Origin of the sequence: Pantoea sp., from assembly GCF_039594315.1 — a bacterium.
Taxonomy (GTDB): domain Bacteria; phylum Pseudomonadota; class Gammaproteobacteria; order Enterobacterales; family Enterobacteriaceae; genus Pantoea.
In genome coordinates this window covers 18,578-37,311 of record NZ_JBCNNP010000004.1, presented here as the reverse complement: position 1 = coordinate 37,311, position 18,734 = coordinate 18,578, and the positions used below count along the sequence as shown (strand labels likewise).

Here is an 18,734-nt window from a genome sequence, read left to right as displayed (position 1 = left end):
TGGATGGTGCTCGCTGTCCCCCATCCCGGCCTTCCCCCGCAAGCGGAAGAAGGAGACGCTGCCACATGTGAATGATGAGCTGACATATTCGCTCGGGCAGTCCCCTCTCCCGCGTGCGGGAGAGGGTTAGGGTGAGGGACAGCGCCCTCGATCACATCAAACTTCTTCGCTGAACTGCGGCACCGGATTGCGGAAAGTGCGGGTAACAAACGCGAGGTAAATAATACCAATCGCCGCCCACACCAGGCCGAGCACCATTGAGGTCTCTTCCAGGTTAATCCACAACGCACCCACCGTCAGCGCGCCCATCACCGGCAGCACCAGATAGTTCAGGTGATCTTTCAGCGTCTTGTTACGCTGCTCACGGATCCAGAACTGGGCAATCACCGACAGGTTCACAAAGGTGAACGCCACCAGCGCACCGAAGTTAATCAGCGCGGTTGCCGTGACCAGGTCGAAGTTGATCGCCAGCAGCGCCACACCACCCACCAGCAGCACGTTCAGTGACGGCGTGCGGTAAGTTGGGTGGATGAAGCCGAAGAAACGCTGTGGGAACACGCCATCGCGGCCCATCACGTACATCAAGCGCGAAACACCGGCGTGCGCCGCCATGCCCGATGCCAATACCGTCACCACCGAGAAGATCAGGATGCCGATTTGCAGCGCTTTACCCGCAACAAACAGCATGATTTCTGGCTGTGAAGAGTCCGGATTGGTGAAACGTGAGATGTCCGGGAAGTACAGTTGCAGGAAGTAAGAGACACCAATAAAGATCACACCACCAATCAGCGCGGTGAGGAAAATCGCGCGCGGGATAGTGCGTTCAGCATCTTTGGTCTCTTCCGACAGCGAACTGATGCCGTCAAAGCCGAGGAACGAGAAGCAGAGAATGGTCGCGCCGGTAATCATCGGCACCACATGTGCGTTCTCAGACCAGAACGGTTTCGTGCTGGTCAGGGTTCCTGCGCCAACACCGTGTGCCACACCGTAAACCACCATGCCGGTAATCACCACCATCACCACCACTTGCAGCACCACGATCACGCTGTTGAAGTTGGCAACGGTTTTGATTCCGCGCAGGTTGGAGATGGTCATAAAGGCCACCAGCAACACCACGAAAATCCACGACGGAATGCCCGGCACCAGCGTTTCAAAATAGCTTTTCGCCAGCAGGATGTTGATCATCGGCATGAACAGGTAGTCCAGCAGTGATGACCAGCCAACCATAAAGCCGACGTGCGGACTGATAGCCTTCTGAGCATAGGTGTAAGCGGAGCCCGCAGATGGGAAGCGGCGTACCAGCTTGCCGTAGCTCACGGCAGTAAACAGAATCGCAATCAGGGCGAAAGCATAAGCGGTGGCGACGTGGCCGTCGGTCAATCCTGACACGATGCCGAAAGTATCAAACAGGGTCATTGGCTGCATATACGCCAGGCCCATCATGACAACCGGGATCAAGGTCAGAGATTTTTTCAGGTGTGCACGCTGAGGTGCGGCAGAGGTATTAAGCGACATGCTTCAGGCCCTCGTTGAAAAGGACGCTGCGCACTGTGTTGCAGTGAGAAGTGGTATAAGTGTTTGCGATTGTTGCGGCGCCGTAGTCGTCACGGAAGCGCGCGCCAGCCTGAGCTGGTGCAATGGTAAACAGTCCCATCTTTGTTTTCCTCAAATCTCACGCACAACGCGTGTTGTCAGTATCTATCTATCCGGATGCGTGTCCGGCCTCGTTTGAATGTCAGTGAGTACATCATGCAAAAAAATAACCGACGGGATAAGCGTCGGTTATGTTTCTCATTTTGCAGGGCGCGTATTTTGCCCCAAATTAGGCCATCGGCACAAGACGTTAGATCAAATCTCTCCGCACTTAAGCGTTCTTCAGCATCCAATCAATCTCAGTGGCGGTGATTAAGCGCTCAAACTGCATCAATTCATACTGTTTGCAGCTGTGCCACACGCCGCTGAAACGCTCGCCCAACAGCTTTTGCAGCGGGTAGCTATTCTCGAATTCGTACAGCGCATCGCTTTGCCGAATCGGCAAGGCCAGCCCTTCCGCCTCATGTCCGTTGCCCTTCACGGCATGCGGTAAGGGTAGCTGATTATCCAAACCGTGCAAAATTCCGGCAAGAATTGTTGACACCACCAGATAAGGATTTGCATCGGCACCGGCCACACGATATTCGATGCGATGATTATCGGCATCGCCGCAAGGAATACGTAAGGCTACCGTACGATTGTTATGTCCCCATGACGCTTGCAGCGGTACATAGGATTCCGGCACAAAGCGGCGATAAGCATTCACATTCGGCGCCAGCAACGCCATCGAAGCCGGCATCAGATCGATCATCCCCGCTAACGCACGCTTCATCAGCGGCGAATCGCTGCCATCGTCCAACGCAAAGGCGTTGTGGTCGGCGGCATCCAGCATGCTGATATGCACGTGCATGCCGCTGCCGGCGTACTCTTCGTACGGCTTGGCCATAAAGGTGGCGGTCATGCCGTGATTTTCCGCTACCTGACGGATCAAGCGTTTCAGCTGAATCGCGTGATCGCAGGCTTTCAGCACATCACGGGTGTGATGCAAGTTGATTTCGAACTGACCGGGCGAAGCTTCCGCTAATGCGCCATCCGCCGGAATACCCTGCTGCTTAGCAAGATTATCGATATCACGCAGAACGTCGGCGAAATGGTCGAGATTATCTACCGAATACACCTGACTCTGCATGTTTCGTTCATCACTACCCGGCGCGCATGGCGGTTGGATAAACCCTTCCGCGTCTCGATGCTTGTCCACCAGATAGAACTCCAGCTCTACCGCTACCACCGGGAACAATCCTCGATTGCGCAGCTGTTGCCACAAGCGATTGAGGACATTACGGGGTTCAACGTCAAAGGGAGTGCCATCTTGGTTACACATGGTCAGCAGTAGCTGGGCGATGTGAGTGGGATCAGCAGCGGAAGGTATCAAGGTGCCGGGAACCGGCGTGCAGAGGTGGTCGGGTTCGCCAAGTGACTGTCCAAGTCCCGCTTCTTCGACCGTGTTACCGAGAATATCCATGGCAAAAACCGAAGCCGGGAAATAACAGCCTTTTTCCAGTTTTGCTAATGCGGAGATGGGAATGCGCTTACCGCGAAATACCCCATTTAAATCATTAAGAAGAATATCGACATACTGCGTTTCAGGATGGCGTTCCAGCCAGGTTTTCACCTCCAGCTGGAACGCGCTTGTTCGTTTTTCTTCACTGTGTCGCGTGAAGTCTTCTACTTCTACGAGGTTCGTCATGTTCCCACCCGCCTTTTACCGTTTAAATTTGGTGCGCGCAATGCTCAAAATAACAGCCACTCTTCTAACATAGCTCTAACGCAAAAAGTGTGCAAATGTAACAAATCTGTTTGAAGAACGAACATGTGGTTGCTAGATTGACAAAATATTGCACACTTTTAAGTCTAGCCGCGCAATTTCGGTGAAAATATTGAACAGCAACGTGGAGACGTTATGGGCATTATTTTTGACAAGCCCTTGATTGGTGTAGTGATGTGCCAAAACTTCATCGGCAGCCATGTAGGGCAAACGGTTCACAACAAATATCTCGACGCTATTGTCCTGGCTGGCGGCGTGCCGCTGCCTTTGCCACATCAATTGATGCACGCACCTCATCTATTAGAAAACAGTATGACCATGCTGGATGGCATTTTGCTGACCGGCAGCCCCAGCAACATCGAGCCCTGGCATTACGGTGAAGACGGTAAAGAAGCGCATGCCGATCCAGCGCGCGATCGCCTTGCCTTTGGCTTGATCACTCACGCGATTGGCAAAAAGATGCCGATGTTTGGCATTTGTCGCGGCTTACAAGAAATGGTGGTAGCCAACGGCGGCGCGCTGCATCGCCAACTGCACATGACCCATCTTTATCAAGAACACCGCGAAGACGACTCCTTACCGCTGGATGAGCAGTACGCGCCGGTGCACGACGTGCAACCGGAAAGCGACGGCATGTTGCGTGAACTGCTGGGCAGCGATGCGCCGTTTGCCGTGAATTCTCTGCACGGTCAGGGCATTCGCGAAACGGGCCCGCAGCTGCGCGTAGAAGCGCGAGCAGCGGATGGCTTGGTTGAAGCGGTCAGCCTGCGCCAGCACCCGTTTGCTCTCGCGGTGCAGTGGCATCCGGAATGGCATTCTGAAGACGATCCCATCTCACGTCGTTTGTTTGCGGCCTTTATTGCCGCCGCGCGCAGTTATCACAAGGAAAAGCAGCCATGAATGATGCCACTCTGGCACCCGGACGACGTTTGTCACAGATCCGGCAAGAGTTGGGATTGTCTCAGCGTCGCGTCGCTGAGTTGTCAGGATTAACGCATAGCGCCATTAGCACCATCGAACAGGACAAAGTCAGCCCGGCAGTCAGTACCTTGCAAAAGTTGCTGAAGGTTTATGGTCTGTCGCTGTCGGAATTTTTCTCTGAACCGAAAATCAACGCCACGCCGCGCGTGATTGTGCGCCCAGAAGAGTGTGTCGAGATCGGCAGCCTCGGCGTCTCGCTGCTGTTGATCGATAACGGTGCCGCACGCCGCGCGCTGGCGATGCTGCTGGAGAGCTATGAACCAGGCGCCAGCACCGGCGAGAAGATCCGCCATCCCGGCGAAGAGACCGGCACGGTACTGGAAGGGGAAATTACCTTGGTGGTGAATGGTCAGAGCTACCATTTGTATCGCGGCGAAAGCTACGTGATTGATACCGGTTTGCCGCACAGTTTTACCAATACCTCAGATCAACCGTGTCGCATTGTTAGCGCGCATACGCCCGCCAATTTCTAGGTTTCGCGCTTTAGGAGGCTTTAATGCAACATGTGGGAAGTTTTTACGCCGCAACCGCCAACGCTCATGCACCGTGGCCAGAATTGCAGGAATCGGTGCAGTGTGATGTCTGCATCATCGGCGGCGGCTTTACCGGACTCTCTTCAGCATTGTTTCTCACTGAAGCCGGTTACGACGTGGTGGTTTTGGAAGCCGCAAAAATCGGCTTTGGCGCCAGCGGCCGTAACGGCGGCCAGGTGGTGAATTCGTACAGCCGAGACGTGGATGTAATCGAACAGCGCTACGGCAAGCAAACCGCGCAGATGCTCGGCAGCATGATGTTTGAAGGCGCGGAGATTATCCGCGATCGCATCGATCGTTACGCTATCGCCTGCGATTATCGTCCCGGTGGCATTTTCGCCGCGCTCAATCAGCGCCAAATGGTCCATTTGCGCAGCCAGAAAGCGCTGTGGACGCGCTATGGCAATCATGATCTAGAACTTTTAGATGAACGTGGCATTCGGCGTGAAGTGGCGACCGATCGTTATGTTGGTGGCTTGCTGGATAAGCGCGGCGGGCATTTGCATCCGCTCAATCTGGCGCTGGGCGAAGCCGAGGCCATTCGCCGCCACGGCGGACGAATTTACGAACAATCGTCGGCGCTGGAAGTGAAATATGGCGCGCCGCATCGGGTAAAAACCGCCAAAGGCGAGGTGACGGCTACCTTTGTGATTTTTGCGGGCAACGCCTATTTACCGTCACAACTGGAACCACGACTGAGCCGCAAAAGCATGCCGTGCGGCTCGCAAATTGTGACCACCGAACCGTTAACGCGCGATCAGGCGCTGGGTTTGCTGCCGAACAATCATTGCGTTGAAGATTGTAACTATCTGCTGGATTACTTCCGTCTCACCGCCGATAACCGCCTGCTGTATGGCGGCGGCGTGGTGTACGGCGCACGCGAGCCGGATGATATCGAAGCGCTGATTCGCCCTAAATTGCTACGTACCTTCCCACAACTGCGTGATATCAAAATCAGCCATCGCTGGAGCGGCAACTTCCTGCTGACGCTGTCGCGCATGCCGCAGTTTGGTCAGGTGGAAAAGAATGCGTTCTTTATGCAGGGCGACAGCGGGCACGGCGTCACTTGTACGCACCTTTCCGGGAAACTGATTGCGGAAGTGCTGCGCGGGCAGGCGGAACGGTTTGATGCGTTTGCTAAGTTGCCACACTTGCCGTTCCCCGGCGGGAGAAGGTTTAAAGTGCCGCTGACGGCGATGGGCGCGGCGTGGTATGCGTTGCGGGATCGGTTGGGGGTTTGAGATTGACCAGGTCGCCATAAATGGCGACCCTACGGAGCATTCGCGGTAGCGGGGAAATCACTCCAATGGCATTTTCATCGGGTCATCGTAGGTGTACTCAAACCCCAACTCATTAGCGATTTTCGAGCCATCGATCACCTTCCCCGCTGATCGCTCCTGCTCAACAGCAAACGTCGGCGCTTCCAGACCCAACTGTTTCGACACGCTTGGATAGAAGCTGTCACGCGACGGATGTTTCGAAGCGCAAAGGTTGTAAACATGCCCGCCTTTAGGCGTTTGTAGCAGCAGCACAATCGCATCTACCACATCATCAAGATGCACCAGATTCACCGCATATCCACCATTTTCCAGCCCGGTTTTACCGGCGAGAAAACGGCCAGGATGACGATTCGGCCCAACTAATCCTGCCAAACGTACAATATCCACGCTGGTGCCCGGCAGATCGTGCAGCCAGTTTTCCAGCTCCACCAGCGTTTTGCCGGCGACGGTTTCCGGTTGCAGCGGGCTGCTCTCTTTCATCACACCATTGCCGCTGCCGTACACTGATGACGAGCTGGTGAAAATAATGCGCGGCACTTTTTTCGCCAGCGCGGTATCCACCACGTTTTGCACTGCTTGCAGATAGGCTTCGCCGCCTTGTACCGTGCGGCTGGCAGGCAAAGTCACCACCAGCGCGTCCACCGCCATCAGCCGCTCTAAATCTTCCGCTTCGCACTCCAGTTCTGGCGTGAGAACCAGTTGAAACGCATCAATGCCGCAGCGTCGTGCCGCGTCCACACCATCCGGCGAGGTTTTGCTGCCGGTCACTTGCCAACCGCGTGCCGTTAACGCCATCGCCAGCGGCATCCCCAGCCATCCCAGACCTACAATCGCGACCTTTTTCATATCGACTCCTGATACACGGCTCGTTGAAAGTTCATCTTAGTGCCGGGAGATGTCGCAAACCAGCGCAAACTGTTTCGGGAGATTCCGGAAATTGACGGTTAAAAAAGGGTTGCCAAATTTCATCATCTTGGTTAGGTTAATCAGCACGCAAATGAATACTCATTCAGCAACGGAATTTACTATGACACGCGTTCAGTTCAACCACCATCATCACCATCATCCTGACTAGTCTTTCAGGCGATGTGTGCTGGGAGACGATTAGGATCTTCCAGTGGTGCGAACGCAAAGAGAGCCCCCGGAAGATCATCTTCCGGGGGTTTTTTTATGGGCGAACGCAACCCGACAAGTTCAAACAGGATTGAATAAGAGGATAGGAACCATGTTAGATAACACCCGTATTCGCATAGCTATGCAGAAATCAGGCCGTTTAAGCGATGAATCACGCGAATTGCTGGCGCGCTGCGGCATCAAAATCAATCTTCAGCAGCAGCGTCTGATTGCGTTTGCGGAGAACATGCCTATCGACATCCTGCGTGTGCGTGATGACGATATTCCTGGCCTGGTGATGGATGGCGTGGTGGATCTCGGTATCGTCGGCGAAAACGTGCTGGAAGAAGAGCTGCTGAACCGCCGTGCACAAGGCGAAGATCCACGCTACTTCACGCTGCGTCGCCTGGATTTTGGCGGTTGCCGCCTGTCGCTGGCGATGCCGGTTGATGAAGAGTACACCGGCCCGCAATGCCTGAATAACGCCCGCATCGCCACCTCTTATCCCCACCTGCTGAAGAAATACCTCGATAAACAAGGCGTCGCTTTCAAATCTTGCCTGCTTAATGGTTCTGTCGAAGTGGCACCGCGCGCCGGTTTGGCCGATGCGATTTGTGACTTGGTTTCTACCGGCGCAACGCTGGAAGCCAACGGCCTGCGCGAAGTGGAAGTGATTTACCGTTCCAAAGCGGTGTTGATTCAGCGCGATGGCGAGCTGCCTGCTGCTAAGCAAGAGCTGGTCGACAAAATGATGACGCGTATTCAAGGCGTGATTAAAGCGCGTGAATCCAAATACATCATGCTGCACGCGCCAAGCGAGCGTCTGGAAGAAGTGATCGCTCTGCTGCCAGGTGCTGAGCGTCCAACCGTGCTGCCGCTGGCGGGTGATGTGAGCCGCGTGGCGATGCACATGGTGAGCACAGAAACGCTGTTCTGGGAAACCATGGAAAAACTGAAAGCGCTGGGCGCCAGCTCAATCCTCGTATTGCCAATCGAAAAAATGTTGGAGTAATACGATGAGCAAGCTGATGACGCCGATTGATTGGCAACAGTGTAATGAAGATCAGCAGCAAGCGCTGCTGATGCGTCCGGCGATTTCAGCCTCGGAAAGCATCAGCCAGATCGTGCGTGACGTGCTGGTCAAAGTAAAGAATGAAGGCGATGCGGCGCTGCGTGAATTTAGCGCGCGCTTCGACAAAGCGCAGGTGGATAATCTGCGCGTCAGTGCCGAAGAGATGCAAGCGGCCAGCGATCGTCTAAGCGACACGCTGAAGCAAGCGATGGCGGTGGCTGTGGGCAATATCGAAACCTTCCACAACGCGCAGATTCTGCGTGAAGTGGATGTGGAAACGCAGCCGGGCGTGCGCTGCCAGCAGATTACCCGTCCGGTAAAATCGGTTGGACTTTACATTCCTGGTGGTTCCGCCCCGCTGTTCTCCACCGTATTGATGCTGGCGACGCCTGCGCGCATTGCCGGTTGTGGACGCGTGGTGCTGTGCTCGCCGCCACCGATCGCCGATGAAATTCTCTACGCTGCACAACTGTGCGGCGTGAAGGAAATGTTTCAGGTTGGCGGTTCACAAGCGATTGCCGCCCTCGCCTTTGGCACCGAAACCGTGCCGAAAGTGGACAAGATTTTTGGCCCAGGTAACGCTTATGTCACCGAAGCCAAACGTCAGGTCAGCCAACGTCTTGATGGTGCAGCGATTGATATGCCTGCTGGCCCATCCGAAGTGTTGGTGATTGCCGATGAAGGCGCAACGCCAGCGTTCGTGGCATCGGATTTGCTGTCGCAAGCCGAACACGGCCCGGATTCACAGGTAATCCTGCTGACGCCTTCTTTAAAGCTGGCTGAAGGCGTGGCGCAAGCAGTGGAAGAACAATTGGCGCAACTGCCACGCGCGGCGACTGCACGCCAGGCGCTGGAAAGTAGTCGCCTGATTGTGCTGCGTGATTTGGCGCAGTGTGTGGAGATTTCCAATCTGTACGGTCCGGAGCATCTGATCATCCAGACGCGTCAGCCGCGCGAATTAGTGGATGACATCACCAGCGCCGGTTCAGTGTTCCTTGGCGATTGGTCACCGGAATCAGCGGGCGATTACGCCTCCGGCACCAACCACGTGTTACCGACTTACGGTTACACCGCCACCTGTTCCAGCCTCGGATTGGCCGATTTCCAGAAACGTATGACGGTGCAAGAATTGACGCCTCAAGGTTTCCTCAATCTGGCTGCAACCATTGAAACGCTGGCCGCCGCCGAGCAGTTAGAAGCCCACAAAAACGCCGTGACCCTGCGCGTTGCCGCATTGAAGGAGCAAGCATGAGCCTGAATATTGAAGATTTGGCGCGCGCCAATGTGCGAGCCTTGACGCCGTATCAATCGGCGCGTCGTTTGGGTGGCAACGGCGATGTGTGGCTGAATGCCAACGAATACCCGCTGCCGGTGCCGTTTGAACTGTCGCAGCAAACCCTGAACCGCTATCCAGAATGCCAGCCAAAATTGGTGATTGAACGCTACGCCGCTTACGCCGGTTTAGCGCCAGAGCAGGTGTTGGTCAGCCGCGGTGCCGATGAAGGTATCGAACTGCTGATGCGCGCGTTCTGCGAGCCGGGTAAAGATGGGATTCTGTTCTGTCCGCCAACTTACGGCATGTACAGCGTCAGCGCCGAAACCATCGGCATTGAATATCGCACCGTGGCTGCTCTGGAGGATTGGCAGCTCAATCTTCCGGCTATCGCTGATCAACTCGACGGCGTGAAAGTGGTGTATATGTGCAGCCCGAACAATCCTACCGGCAACCTGATCAATCCCGACGACATCCGTAAACTGCTGGATATGACTGCCGGAAAAGCGCTGCTGGTCGCCGATGAAGCCTATATTGAGTTTTGCCCGGAAGCGACACTGGCGGGTTGGCTGAAGGATTATCCGCATCTGGTGATTCTGCGCACGCTGTCGAAAGCCTTTGCGCTGGCGGGTTTGCGTTGCGGCTTCACCCTGGCGAACAAGCCGGTGATCGATCTGCTGATGAAGGTGATTGCGCCCTATCCGCTCGCCACGCCGGTTGCCGATGTTGCTGGACAAGCATTGAGCGAGCAAGGTATCGCCTTGATGCGCCAGCATGTGGCGCAACTGAATGCCAATCGCGCCTGGCTGTTTGAGCAGTTGCCGCAGCTGGATGTGGTCCAGCAAGTGTTCCCGAGCGAAACCAACTATATTCTGGCGCGCTTCACTGATTCGCCAAAAGTGTTTAAAACACTGTGGGATCAAGGCATTATTCTGCGCGACCAAAACAAAAACCCCGGCCTTGCGGGATGCCTGCGCATCTCCATCGGCACCCGTGAAGAGTGCGAGCGCCTGATCGCCGCGCTGCAAGCCTTATCAGTGGAGTAAGCATGAGTCAGAAGATCCTTTTTATCGACCGCGACGGCACCATCATCTCTGAGCCACCAACTGATTATCAGGTGGATCGTATGGAGAAGCTGGCGTTTGAGAAGAACGCGATCCCGGCGCTGCTGGCGCTGCAAGCTGCGGGTTATCAGTTGGTGATGATCACCAACCAGGATGGCCTCGGCACCGATAGCTTCCCGCAGGCGGATTTTGATGGCCCGCATAATCTGATGATGCAGATCCTCAGCTCGCAAGGTATCAACTTCAGCGACATCCTGATTTGCCCGCACATGCCGGATGACAACTGTGATTGCCGCAAGCCAAAAACCAAAATGGTTGAAGCCTGGCTGGCCGAAGGGGCGCTGGATACCGCCAACAGCTACGTGATCGGCGATCGTCTGACCGATATTCAGTTGGCGCAAAACATGGGCATTCAGGGCCTGCGTTACGGCAAAGAAGGCGAAGATTGGGATGCGATTCAGGCGCGTTTAACCAAGCGCGATCGCTATGCGCTGGTGCAGCGCAATACCAAAGAGACGCAGATTAAAGTCGAAGTGTGGCTGGATCGCGAAGGCGGCAGCAAAATTAATACTGGCGTCGGTTTCTTCGATCACATGCTGGATCAGATTGCGGTGCACGGCGGTTTCCGCATGAACATCGACGTTAAAGGCGATCTGTATATCGACGATCACCACACCGTGGAAGATACCGGTTTGGCGCTCGGCGAAGCATTATTGAAAGCGCTGGGCGACAAGCGCGGCATCGGCCGTTTCGGCTTTGTGCTGCCAATGGATGAGTGTCTGGCCCGCTGCGCGCTGGATATTTCCGGTCGCCCGCACATCGAATTTAAAGCCGAATTCAGCTACCAGCGCGTTGGCGATCTCAGCACCGAAATGGTCGAGCACTTCTTCAGCTCACTCTCCTACGCAATGATGAGCACGCTGCACCTGAAAACCAAAGGCCGCAACGATCACCATCGCGTCGAAAGCCTGTTCAAAGCCTTTGGCCGCACGCTGCGTCAGGCGATTCGCGTTGACGGCAACACCTTGCCGAGCTCGAAAGGAGTGCTGTGATGAACGTGGTGATCCTCGATACCGGCTGCGCCAACTTGTCGTCGGTGAAGTGGGCGATTGAGCGCCTCGGTTATACGCCGCAGGTGAGTCGCGATCCCGACGTAGTGCTGCATGCCGACAAACTGCTATTGCCGGGCGTTGGCACCGCGCAAGCCGCCATGAATCAGTTGCAGGAACGCGACCTGATCGATCTGATCAAAGCCTGTACGCAGCCGGTTTTAGGCATTTGCCTTGGCATGCAGTTGCTCGGCCGCGGCAGCGATGAGAACGGCGGCGTCACCACGCTTGGCCTGGTGGATGAACCGGTTTCATTAATGGATACCCAAGGTTTGCCGCTGCCGCACATGGGCTGGAACCAGATCACTGCGCAAGCCGGTCATCATCTGTTCCGCGACATTCCTGACGGCAGCTATTTCTACTTCGTGCACAGCTACGCCATGCCGGTGAATGCCGCTACCATCGCCCAATGTGATTATGGTCAGCCGTTTACTGCCGCCTTGCAGAAAGATAACTTCTTCGGCGTGCAATTCCACCCGGAGCGTTCGGGCAAAGCCGGCGCGCAGTTGCTGAAAAATTTCCTGGAGATGTGATGATTATCCCCGCATTAGATTTAATCGACGGCAAAGTGGTGCGTCTGCATCAGGGCGATTACGGCCAGCAGCGCAACTACGGCAGCGATCCACTGCCACGCTTGCAAGATTACGAACGCCAGGGCGCAGAAGTGCTGCACCTGGTGGATTTGACCGGCGCCAAAGATCCGGCCAAACGTCAGATTCCGCTGCTCACCACCTTGCTGCGCGGCGTGAACGTGCCGGTGCAAGTTGGCGGCGGCATCCGCAATCGCGATGATGTCGCGGCATTGCTGGCGGCGGGCGCGACGCGCGTTGTCGTCGGTTCTACTGCCGTTAAGCAACCAGAAGAAGTGAAAAGCTGGTTCAGCGAATTTGGTGCCGACGCCATTGTGCTGGCGCTGGACGTGCGCATTGACGCCACTAATCGTAAAGAAGTGGCGATCAGCGGCTGGCAAGAAGCGGCGGGCGTGACGTTGGAAGAAGTGATTGGCTGGTATCAACCGGTCGGCCTTAAACACGTGCTGTGCACCGATATTTCGCGCGATGGCACGCTGAGCGGCTCCAACGTCGAGCTGTATCAAGAAGTTTCTGCTGCCTTCCCGGACATTGCGTTCCAGTCTTCTGGCGGCATTGGTTCACTGGATGACATCGCCGCGCTGCGCGGCAGCGGCGCACAAGGCGTGATTGTGGGTCGCGCCTTATTGGAAGATAAATTCACCGTAGCGGAGGCAATCGCATGCTGGCAAAACGGATAATTCCTTGTCTTGATGTGCGTGACGGACAAGTGGTGAAAGGCGTGCAGTTCCGCAACCACGAAATCATCGGCGACATCGTGCCATTGGCGCAGCGTTATGCGCAAGAAGGCGCAGATGAGCTGGTGTTCTACGATATCACCGCCTCTTCTGATGGCCGCGTGGTGGATAAAAGCTGGGTGTCGCGCGTTGCAGAAGTGATTGATATTCCTTTCTGCGTGGCCGGCGGTATCAAAAGCGAAGCAGATGCCGCGCGCATCCTGCAATTCGGTGCCGACAAGATCTCCATCAACTCGCCAGCATTGGCCGATCCGACGCTGATCACGCGCCTTGCCGATCGTTTTGGCGTGCAGTGCATCGTGGTGGGCATCGATACCTGGTTTGATGAAGCCAGCGGCAAATATCACGTCAATCAGTACACTGGCGATGAAGCGCGCACCAAAGTGACCACGTGGGAAACACTGGATTGGGTGCAGGAAGTGCAGAAGCTGGGCGCCGGCGAAATCGTGCTGAATATGATGAACCAGGACGGCGTGCGTAACGGCTACGATCTGGTGCAACTGAAGAAAGTACGCGACGTCTGCAAGGTGCCACTCATCGCCTCTGGCGGCGCAGGCACCATGCCGCACTTCCTCGAAGCCTTCGAGCAAGCCAATGTTGATGGCGCGCTGGCCGCTTCGGTGTTTCACAAACAAATTATCAATATCGGCGAGTTGAAAAACTTCCTGATCGACAACGGTGTGGAGATTCGCGCGTGTTAACAGCAGAACAACTGACCAAACTGGATTGGGTCAAAACCGCGGGCATGATGCCTGTGATCGTCCAGCACAACGTTTCTGGCGAAGTGCTGATGCACGGTTATATGAACGAAGAAGCACTGCAAAAAACCCTCAGCGAGGGCAACGTCACCTTCTTCTCGCGCACCAAGAATCGCCTGTGGACCAAAGGCGAAACTTCGGGCCACTTCCTGCAAGTCGCCAGCATTACGCCGGATTGTGATAACGATACGCTGCTGATTTTAGCCAATCCAATTGGTCCAACGTGCCATCTCGGCACCTCGAGCTGCTTCTCACCTGCGGCACCAGACTGGACGTTCTTGTATCAGCTAGAGCAACTGCTGGCTTCGCGCAAAACTGCCGATCCGGAGAGTTCGTATACCGCGAAACTCTACGCCAGCGGCACCAAGCGCATCGCGCAGAAAGTCGGTGAAGAAGGCGTAGAAACCGCGCTGGCTGCTACGGTCAACGATCGCCACGAACTGACTAACGAAGCGTCAGATCTGCTGTATCACCTGATGGTGCTGTTGCAGGATCAGGAACTGGATTTGAGCACCATCATCAATAATCTGCGTGCGCGTCATAAATAACGGATTGTGCAACATACTGCTCAAAATTGGCTTCTATGGCTAATTTTGAGCAACATACTTCTCAAAAAATCAAATGCGAACTAGAATTGAGCAAGATACTGCTCAATAGGCTCTCGCATGCTTACCTTACAAATCTATCTTGATGGCCGCTGGCAGGATGCAGCACTGCTCGATTGCAAAGAGCCGCTAAAAGGTCGCGACAGCGAAGCCTTACTGGCTTACGACTTCAATTACGCCGTTGATCATCTGGATCGCAACGATATTGCCAGTTGCAGTATCAATTATCCGGTGATGCTGATTGGCAGCCACTTCGCCAAACCGTGGTTCGGTTTTCTTGACGACATTATCCCCGCTGGCGCCAGCAGACGTTACTGGATCACCCTGTTGGGTCTGCAAAGTAAAACCGCCAGCGAGCAGGATTTTGCGCTGTTAAAAGCGGGTACTATCGCGCCCGTTGGCAACCTGCGCATTAAGGAATCCTTACCGCAGTTGCCTGCAAACAGCCAGCTGAAGAGTCGGCGCTTCCCCGCTGAATGGGCGATCGAGCGGGATACTGATTTTCTTGAATATGCGCAGCAGATGGGCGCGGCCAGCGGCGGTGCTACCGGCGCAGGCGGTGAAGCACCAAAACTGCTGTTGCGCCGCAATAGCAACAGCGAAGTTTGGATTGATACCTGGCAGGACGATCCATTAAATCAAGACACTGCCTATTTAGTTAAATATCCGCGCGGTGCACGTAGCCCGATTGATTGCGATATCCTGCGGGCGGAATACCATTTCTACCATGAGTTACATGCGCTGGGCGTTGAGACTATCGACACGCAACAGATGTTGCTATGCGAAGGTGAACGCTATCCTTCGCTTTGGTTGCCGCGTTTTGACGTGGATTTCAGCTCTGGCCAAAAGGTTCTGTATGGATTGGAATCAGTTTATTCCATCATGCAAAAAGCGCCCGGCAGCTATCTAAACCATTTTGAGGTGCTGCATGCTTTGCTAGATAAGTTGCAGCTGGATGCTGCACAAGCTGCCGATCTAGTTATCGAGTGGGTTAAACGTGACATGCTAAATATCGCTTTTGGTAACTCCGATAATCATGGTCGTAATAGCGCCATTCTCAAGAAACCCACGGGAATGGGCTTGTCGCCGGTTTATGATTTCGCCCCAATGAAAGCCGATCCCGAAGGCATAGTGCGTACCACACAATGGGGCTCGCCTTTCGAGGAAGGCGGTCATTATCAATGGCAGCTGATTGCCCAACAGCTTAATGACCTGGCTCCACATGATGTTTTGCTTGCGGAATTAGGTGCACTGGCAAAAAAACTGAAGGGATTGAAGGCGCGTTTGGCGGCACGCGGTGTCCCCACATCAATACTGGAAATGCCTGGCATCGGTTTTAATTATCTGGATGAACGCATCGCAGGATGGCAATTATGAAAAAAAATCTGTCACCTTTTGAGCGTGAGGCAATGCTGCTAGACCTGCTGCAACAGTTCATCGAAGAGAAATTCACGCAAGGAGCATTATTGATGCAATTGCGCAAAAAAGTGTTGGGCTTCTCGCAAGATCGCTACGCGTCACTGGCTGGAATCAGCCGGCGCACACTCTCTGACATTGAACAGGATAAAGAGAGCATCACGTTGACGACATTAAACCGGGCGTTTAAACCGTTAGGATTAAAGCTGGGTTTATTGCCGCGCCAAACGCATATGATGCAAGCGCTGCTGACCCAACTTACTCAACAAGGAGACCACCATGACCACCCATGAAAAACTACTCGCCCTGCTCGATCAACATCAAGCGCGATATCGTGTGATGGAACATGAAGCGACCGGCAAGTGTGAAGCGGTGGCGGCGATTCGTGGTACCGAGGTGGGTCAAGGCGCGAAGGCGTTGGTGTGCCATGTGAAAGGTAACGGCATCAAACAGCATGTATTAGCCGTACTGCCCGCCGATCAGCAAGCCGATCTCAGCAAAGTGGCAGCCGCAGTGGGAGGACGTCGCGCATCGCTGGCTTCACCGGCGGAAGTCGATGCGCTGACCGGCTGCGTATTTGGTGCCATTCCCCCGTTCAGTTTCCACGCCGATTTAATGTTGGTGGTCGACCCACTCTTGTTCGAGCGCTATGACGAAATCGCCTTCAATGCTGGCCTACTGGAGCAATCGGTGGTGATGAATGTGGTGGATTATCAAGCACTGCACAATGGTAACGTTATGAAAATAATCCAGTAATTGCCTTGATTAGCCCTGAGCGGTACTCTTCGTGATTCCACATCACGTAAAAGAAGACCGAATTTATGGCAAGTTCTCGTTTTACCGCCCGCCTGCGTCAAACGCTGGCGCTGGCTGTGCTGGCAGGTTGCGCATTTGGTGCGCAGGCAAAAATTGATCAAGTACGTTTCGCGGTTGATCCGACCTACCCTCCTTTCGAATCCAAAACCCCACAAGGCAAACTGGTTGGCTTTGATATCGACCTCGGCAATGCGCTGTGCGAGCAGATGCAGGCGAAATGCGTGTGGGTCGAGAGCCAGTTTGACGGCATGATTCCGGCGCTGAAGGCGCGTAAGTTTGATGCCATTTTGTCCGATATGGGCATCACTGAAGAACGCCTGAAGCAGATTGACTTCACTGTGCCGCTGTACGACACCCACACCCAGCTGATTGCGCGCAAAGGTTCTGGCCTGCTGCCGACCGCCGAATCGCTGAAAGGTAAAACCGTTGGCGTTGAGCAAGGTACGGTGCAGGAACGTTACGCGCTGGCTAAATGGCAGCCGCACGGCGTGCAAGTGGTACCTTATGGCGATCAAGCACAAGTGGAAAGTGACCTAATTTCTGGTCGTCTTGACGTGGTGTTTACTGATGCGGCGCAAGCGGCAAACGGCTTCCTGAAGCATCCACAAGGCAAGGATTTCGAACTGGCTGGCCCAATTGTGCAGGATCCGATTATCGGCCCGGGCACCGCGATTGGCCTGCGCAAAGGCGACACCGAGCTGAAAACCGCGCTGGATAACGCTTTTGCTGAAATCAAAAAGAACGGCACTTTCGATAAGATCCAGAAGCAGTATTTCGCGACGGATATCTCCATTCAGCAGTAATCTTTTGGGCGGCTTTTTGCCGCCCTTTTCCGCAGCAGCACTATAATTCCATCAGAAAATTAATCAGGCGCGATGGCTACGTGCCGTGGTAAAGGACATCGATAGCGTTATGCAACAACAACATCATCCCCTATTAAGCGCCTCACTCGGCACCCAACGCGAAATTGTCAGCTTCCACTTCGGCACCGATTCACAACAGCGCGTATACATCCAGGCGGCACTGCACGGCGATGAACTGCCGGGCATGGCGGTGGCGTGGTACTTGAAGCAGAAACTTCTGGCGCTTGAGTCGGCTGGTCAGCTTAAATCGAAAATCACCCTGGTGCCGGTGGCCAATCCTCTGGCTATGGGACAGCACTGGCACGGCAGCCATTTAGGTCGCTTCCATACGTTGTCTGGCCAAGATTTCAATCGCCGTTTCCCAGCGTTAGGAGAAACATTGGCAGCCGAACTGGCAGATTCATTGACGCAAAGCGAATACGAAAACAAACGGCTGATTCGTGAAGCTATCGATCGCCATTATCGCGATTGCATTGCCCGCACTGAACTCGATGCACAACGCTTTACCTTAATGCGCATGGCGAGCCAGGCCGATTTAATGATCGATCTGCACTGCGATTGGGACGCTCTACCCCATCTCTACACCACGCCACATGCATGGGCAGAAATTGAGCCGCTGGCGCGCTGGCTTGGCAGCGAAGTGCAATTGCTGGCGCAGATTTCTGGCGGCGAACCATTCGATGAAGCTTGTTGCGAGCCGTGGTTGACGTTGGCGGAACGCTATGGTGATGAATATCCAATGCCGCGGGGATTATTGCCGGTGACGCTGGAATTGCGCGGCGTGGCGGATGTCTCGCCTGAGCAAGCCGAGAAAGATGCCGATGCGATTATCAATGCGCTGATTGAAGGTGGCTATATTGCGGGTGAGTTGGGTGAGTCGCCAAAGCTGATCCATCCAGCGACGGATTTAGCTGGTTGTGAGTACATTCATGCGGCGCATTCCGGGCTGGTGTTATATCGCCGTAATTTGGGTGAATGGATTAAGGCTGGCGAAGTAGTAGCGGAGATTGTTGACCCGATTACGGATATGGTCACGCCACTGGTAGCTGAGTTTGGCGGTGTGCTGTATGCCAGGAATTTGATGAAGTTTGTGACGGCGGGGATGTTGGTGGTGAGGCTGGCTGGGGAGAATGCGGGGAGACGGGGGGAGTTGTTGGTGGGATAAA

Annotated in this window: 20 protein-coding genes and 1 other annotated feature; of the genes, 17 read left to right on the top strand and 3 right to left on the bottom strand. The window is 54.7% G+C overall.

What is annotated here, in order from left to right; translation table 11 throughout:
* Positions 1-156: 156 nt before the first annotated feature.
* Together ABDW13_RS04625 and ABDW13_RS04620 are read right to left on the bottom strand one after the other, a co-directional pair.
* Positions 157-1,515 carry an APC family permease gene (locus ABDW13_RS04625; RefSeq protein ID WP_343551246.1) on the bottom strand — a complete coding sequence of 453 codons (1,359 nt, stop codon included), beginning with the start codon at positions 1,513-1,515 and terminating at the stop codon, positions 157-159.
* Between the two features lie 349 nt (positions 1,516-1,864).
* Positions 1,865-3,280 carry a glutamine synthetase family protein gene (locus ABDW13_RS04620; RefSeq protein ID WP_343551245.1) on the bottom strand — a complete coding sequence of 472 codons (1,416 nt, stop codon included), beginning with the start codon at positions 3,278-3,280 and terminating at the stop codon, positions 1,865-1,867.
* 213 nt (positions 3,281-3,493) lie between these two features.
* On the opposite strand from ABDW13_RS04620, the gene puuD reads away from it, so the two are divergent.
* The 3 genes from puuD to ABDW13_RS04605 are packed head-to-tail and all read left to right on the top strand — an operon-like array spanning position 3,494 to position 6,113.
* Positions 3,494-4,258, top strand: a complete 765-nt coding sequence (gene puuD / locus ABDW13_RS04615) for a gamma-glutamyl-gamma-aminobutyrate hydrolase (RefSeq protein ID WP_343551244.1) — start codon at positions 3,494-3,496, stop codon at positions 4,256-4,258.
* Positions 4,255-4,812 carry an HTH-type transcriptional regulator PuuR gene (gene puuR, locus ABDW13_RS04610; RefSeq protein WP_343551243.1) on the top strand — a complete coding sequence of 186 codons (558 nt, stop codon included), beginning with the start codon at positions 4,255-4,257 and terminating at the stop codon, positions 4,810-4,812. Before puuD ends, puuR begins: the two co-directional genes overlap by 4 nt.
* Before the next feature lie 23 nt (positions 4,813-4,835).
* Complete coding sequence (locus ABDW13_RS04605; protein WP_343551242.1) at positions 4,836-6,113, top strand: FAD-binding oxidoreductase; 1,278 nt, start codon at positions 4,836-4,838, stop codon at positions 6,111-6,113.
* Positions 6,114-6,170: 57 nt separating this feature from the next.
* Here the strand turns inward: ABDW13_RS04605 and ABDW13_RS04600 are convergent, their stop codons facing one another.
* Complete coding sequence (locus tag ABDW13_RS04600; protein WP_343551241.1) at positions 6,171-6,998, bottom strand: SDR family oxidoreductase; 828 nt, start codon at positions 6,996-6,998, stop codon at positions 6,171-6,173.
* Between the two features lie 181 nt (positions 6,999-7,179).
* On the opposite strand from ABDW13_RS04600, the gene hisL reads away from it, so the two are divergent.
* From hisL to ABDW13_RS04530, 14 genes are all read left to right on the top strand, one after another.
* Positions 7,180-7,227 carry a his operon leader peptide gene (gene hisL / locus ABDW13_RS04595; RefSeq protein WP_100396937.1) on the top strand — a complete coding sequence of 16 codons (48 nt, stop codon included), beginning with the start codon at positions 7,180-7,182 and terminating at the stop codon, positions 7,225-7,227.
* Positions 7,203-7,324: a sequence feature (His leader region), on the top strand. Its footprint overlaps the gene before it by 25 nt.
* A gap of 53 nt (positions 7,325-7,377) precedes the next feature.
* Positions 7,378-8,277: an ATP phosphoribosyltransferase gene (gene hisG / locus ABDW13_RS04590; protein ID WP_097096747.1), complete on the top strand. Its 900-nt coding sequence runs from the start codon at positions 7,378-7,380 to the stop codon at positions 8,275-8,277.
* A gap of 4 nt (positions 8,278-8,281) precedes the next feature.
* Complete coding sequence (gene hisD, locus ABDW13_RS04585; protein ID WP_343551240.1) at positions 8,282-9,589, top strand: histidinol dehydrogenase; 1,308 nt, start codon at positions 8,282-8,284, stop codon at positions 9,587-9,589.
* A complete protein-coding gene (hisC, locus tag ABDW13_RS04580; RefSeq protein ID WP_343551239.1) occupies positions 9,586-10,656 on the top strand; it encodes a histidinol-phosphate transaminase in 1,071 nt (356 codons plus the stop codon). The genes hisD and hisC overlap by 4 nt, the downstream gene beginning before the upstream one ends.
* A gap of 2 nt (positions 10,657-10,658) precedes the next feature.
* Positions 10,659-11,726 (top strand): bifunctional histidinol-phosphatase/imidazoleglycerol-phosphate dehydratase HisB, encoded by a 1,068-nt coding sequence (gene hisB / locus ABDW13_RS04575; protein WP_343551238.1) that lies wholly within the window; start codon positions 10,659-10,661, stop codon positions 11,724-11,726.
* Positions 11,726-12,316: an imidazole glycerol phosphate synthase subunit HisH gene (hisH, locus tag ABDW13_RS04570; RefSeq protein ID WP_343551237.1), complete on the top strand. Its 591-nt coding sequence runs from the start codon at positions 11,726-11,728 to the stop codon at positions 12,314-12,316. Before hisB ends, hisH begins: the two co-directional genes overlap by 1 nt.
* Positions 12,316-13,053, top strand: a complete 738-nt coding sequence (gene hisA, locus ABDW13_RS04565; protein WP_343551236.1) for a 1-(5-phosphoribosyl)-5-[(5-phosphoribosylamino)methylideneamino]imidazole-4-carboxamide isomerase — start codon at positions 12,316-12,318, stop codon at positions 13,051-13,053. The genes hisH and hisA overlap by 1 nt, the downstream gene beginning before the upstream one ends.
* Positions 13,035-13,811, top strand: coding sequence for an imidazole glycerol phosphate synthase subunit HisF (hisF, locus tag ABDW13_RS04560; protein ID WP_343551234.1), 777 nt, complete (start codon positions 13,035-13,037; stop codon positions 13,809-13,811). Before hisA ends, hisF begins: the two co-directional genes overlap by 19 nt.
* Entirely contained in the window at positions 13,805-14,416 is a 612-nt protein-coding gene (hisIE, locus tag ABDW13_RS04555) for a bifunctional phosphoribosyl-AMP cyclohydrolase/phosphoribosyl-ATP diphosphatase HisIE (RefSeq protein ID WP_343551233.1), read from the top strand. The genes hisF and hisIE overlap by 7 nt, the downstream gene beginning before the upstream one ends.
* Positions 14,417-14,533: 117 nt before the next feature.
* Complete coding sequence (locus ABDW13_RS04550; protein ID WP_343551232.1) at positions 14,534-15,850, top strand: HipA domain-containing protein; 1,317 nt, start codon at positions 14,534-14,536, stop codon at positions 15,848-15,850.
* Positions 15,847-16,182, top strand: coding sequence for a helix-turn-helix domain-containing protein (locus ABDW13_RS04545; RefSeq protein ID WP_343551231.1), 336 nt, complete (start codon positions 15,847-15,849; stop codon positions 16,180-16,182). Before ABDW13_RS04550 ends, ABDW13_RS04545 begins: the two co-directional genes overlap by 4 nt.
* The gene (locus ABDW13_RS04540; RefSeq protein WP_343551230.1) at positions 16,169-16,645 is read left to right on the top strand and encodes a YbaK/prolyl-tRNA synthetase associated domain-containing protein; all 477 of its coding nucleotides are present in this window, start codon (positions 16,169-16,171) and stop codon (positions 16,643-16,645) included. Before ABDW13_RS04545 ends, ABDW13_RS04540 begins: the two co-directional genes overlap by 14 nt.
* A gap of 65 nt (positions 16,646-16,710) precedes the next feature.
* Positions 16,711-17,508, top strand: a complete 798-nt coding sequence (locus ABDW13_RS04535; protein WP_343551229.1) for an ABC transporter substrate-binding protein — start codon at positions 16,711-16,713, stop codon at positions 17,506-17,508.
* A 109-nt stretch (positions 17,509-17,617) separates the two neighbouring features.
* Positions 17,618-18,733, top strand: a complete 1,116-nt coding sequence (locus ABDW13_RS04530) for a succinylglutamate desuccinylase/aspartoacylase family protein (RefSeq protein ID WP_343551228.1) — start codon at positions 17,618-17,620, stop codon at positions 18,731-18,733.
* Position 18,734: the final 1 nt, after the last annotated feature.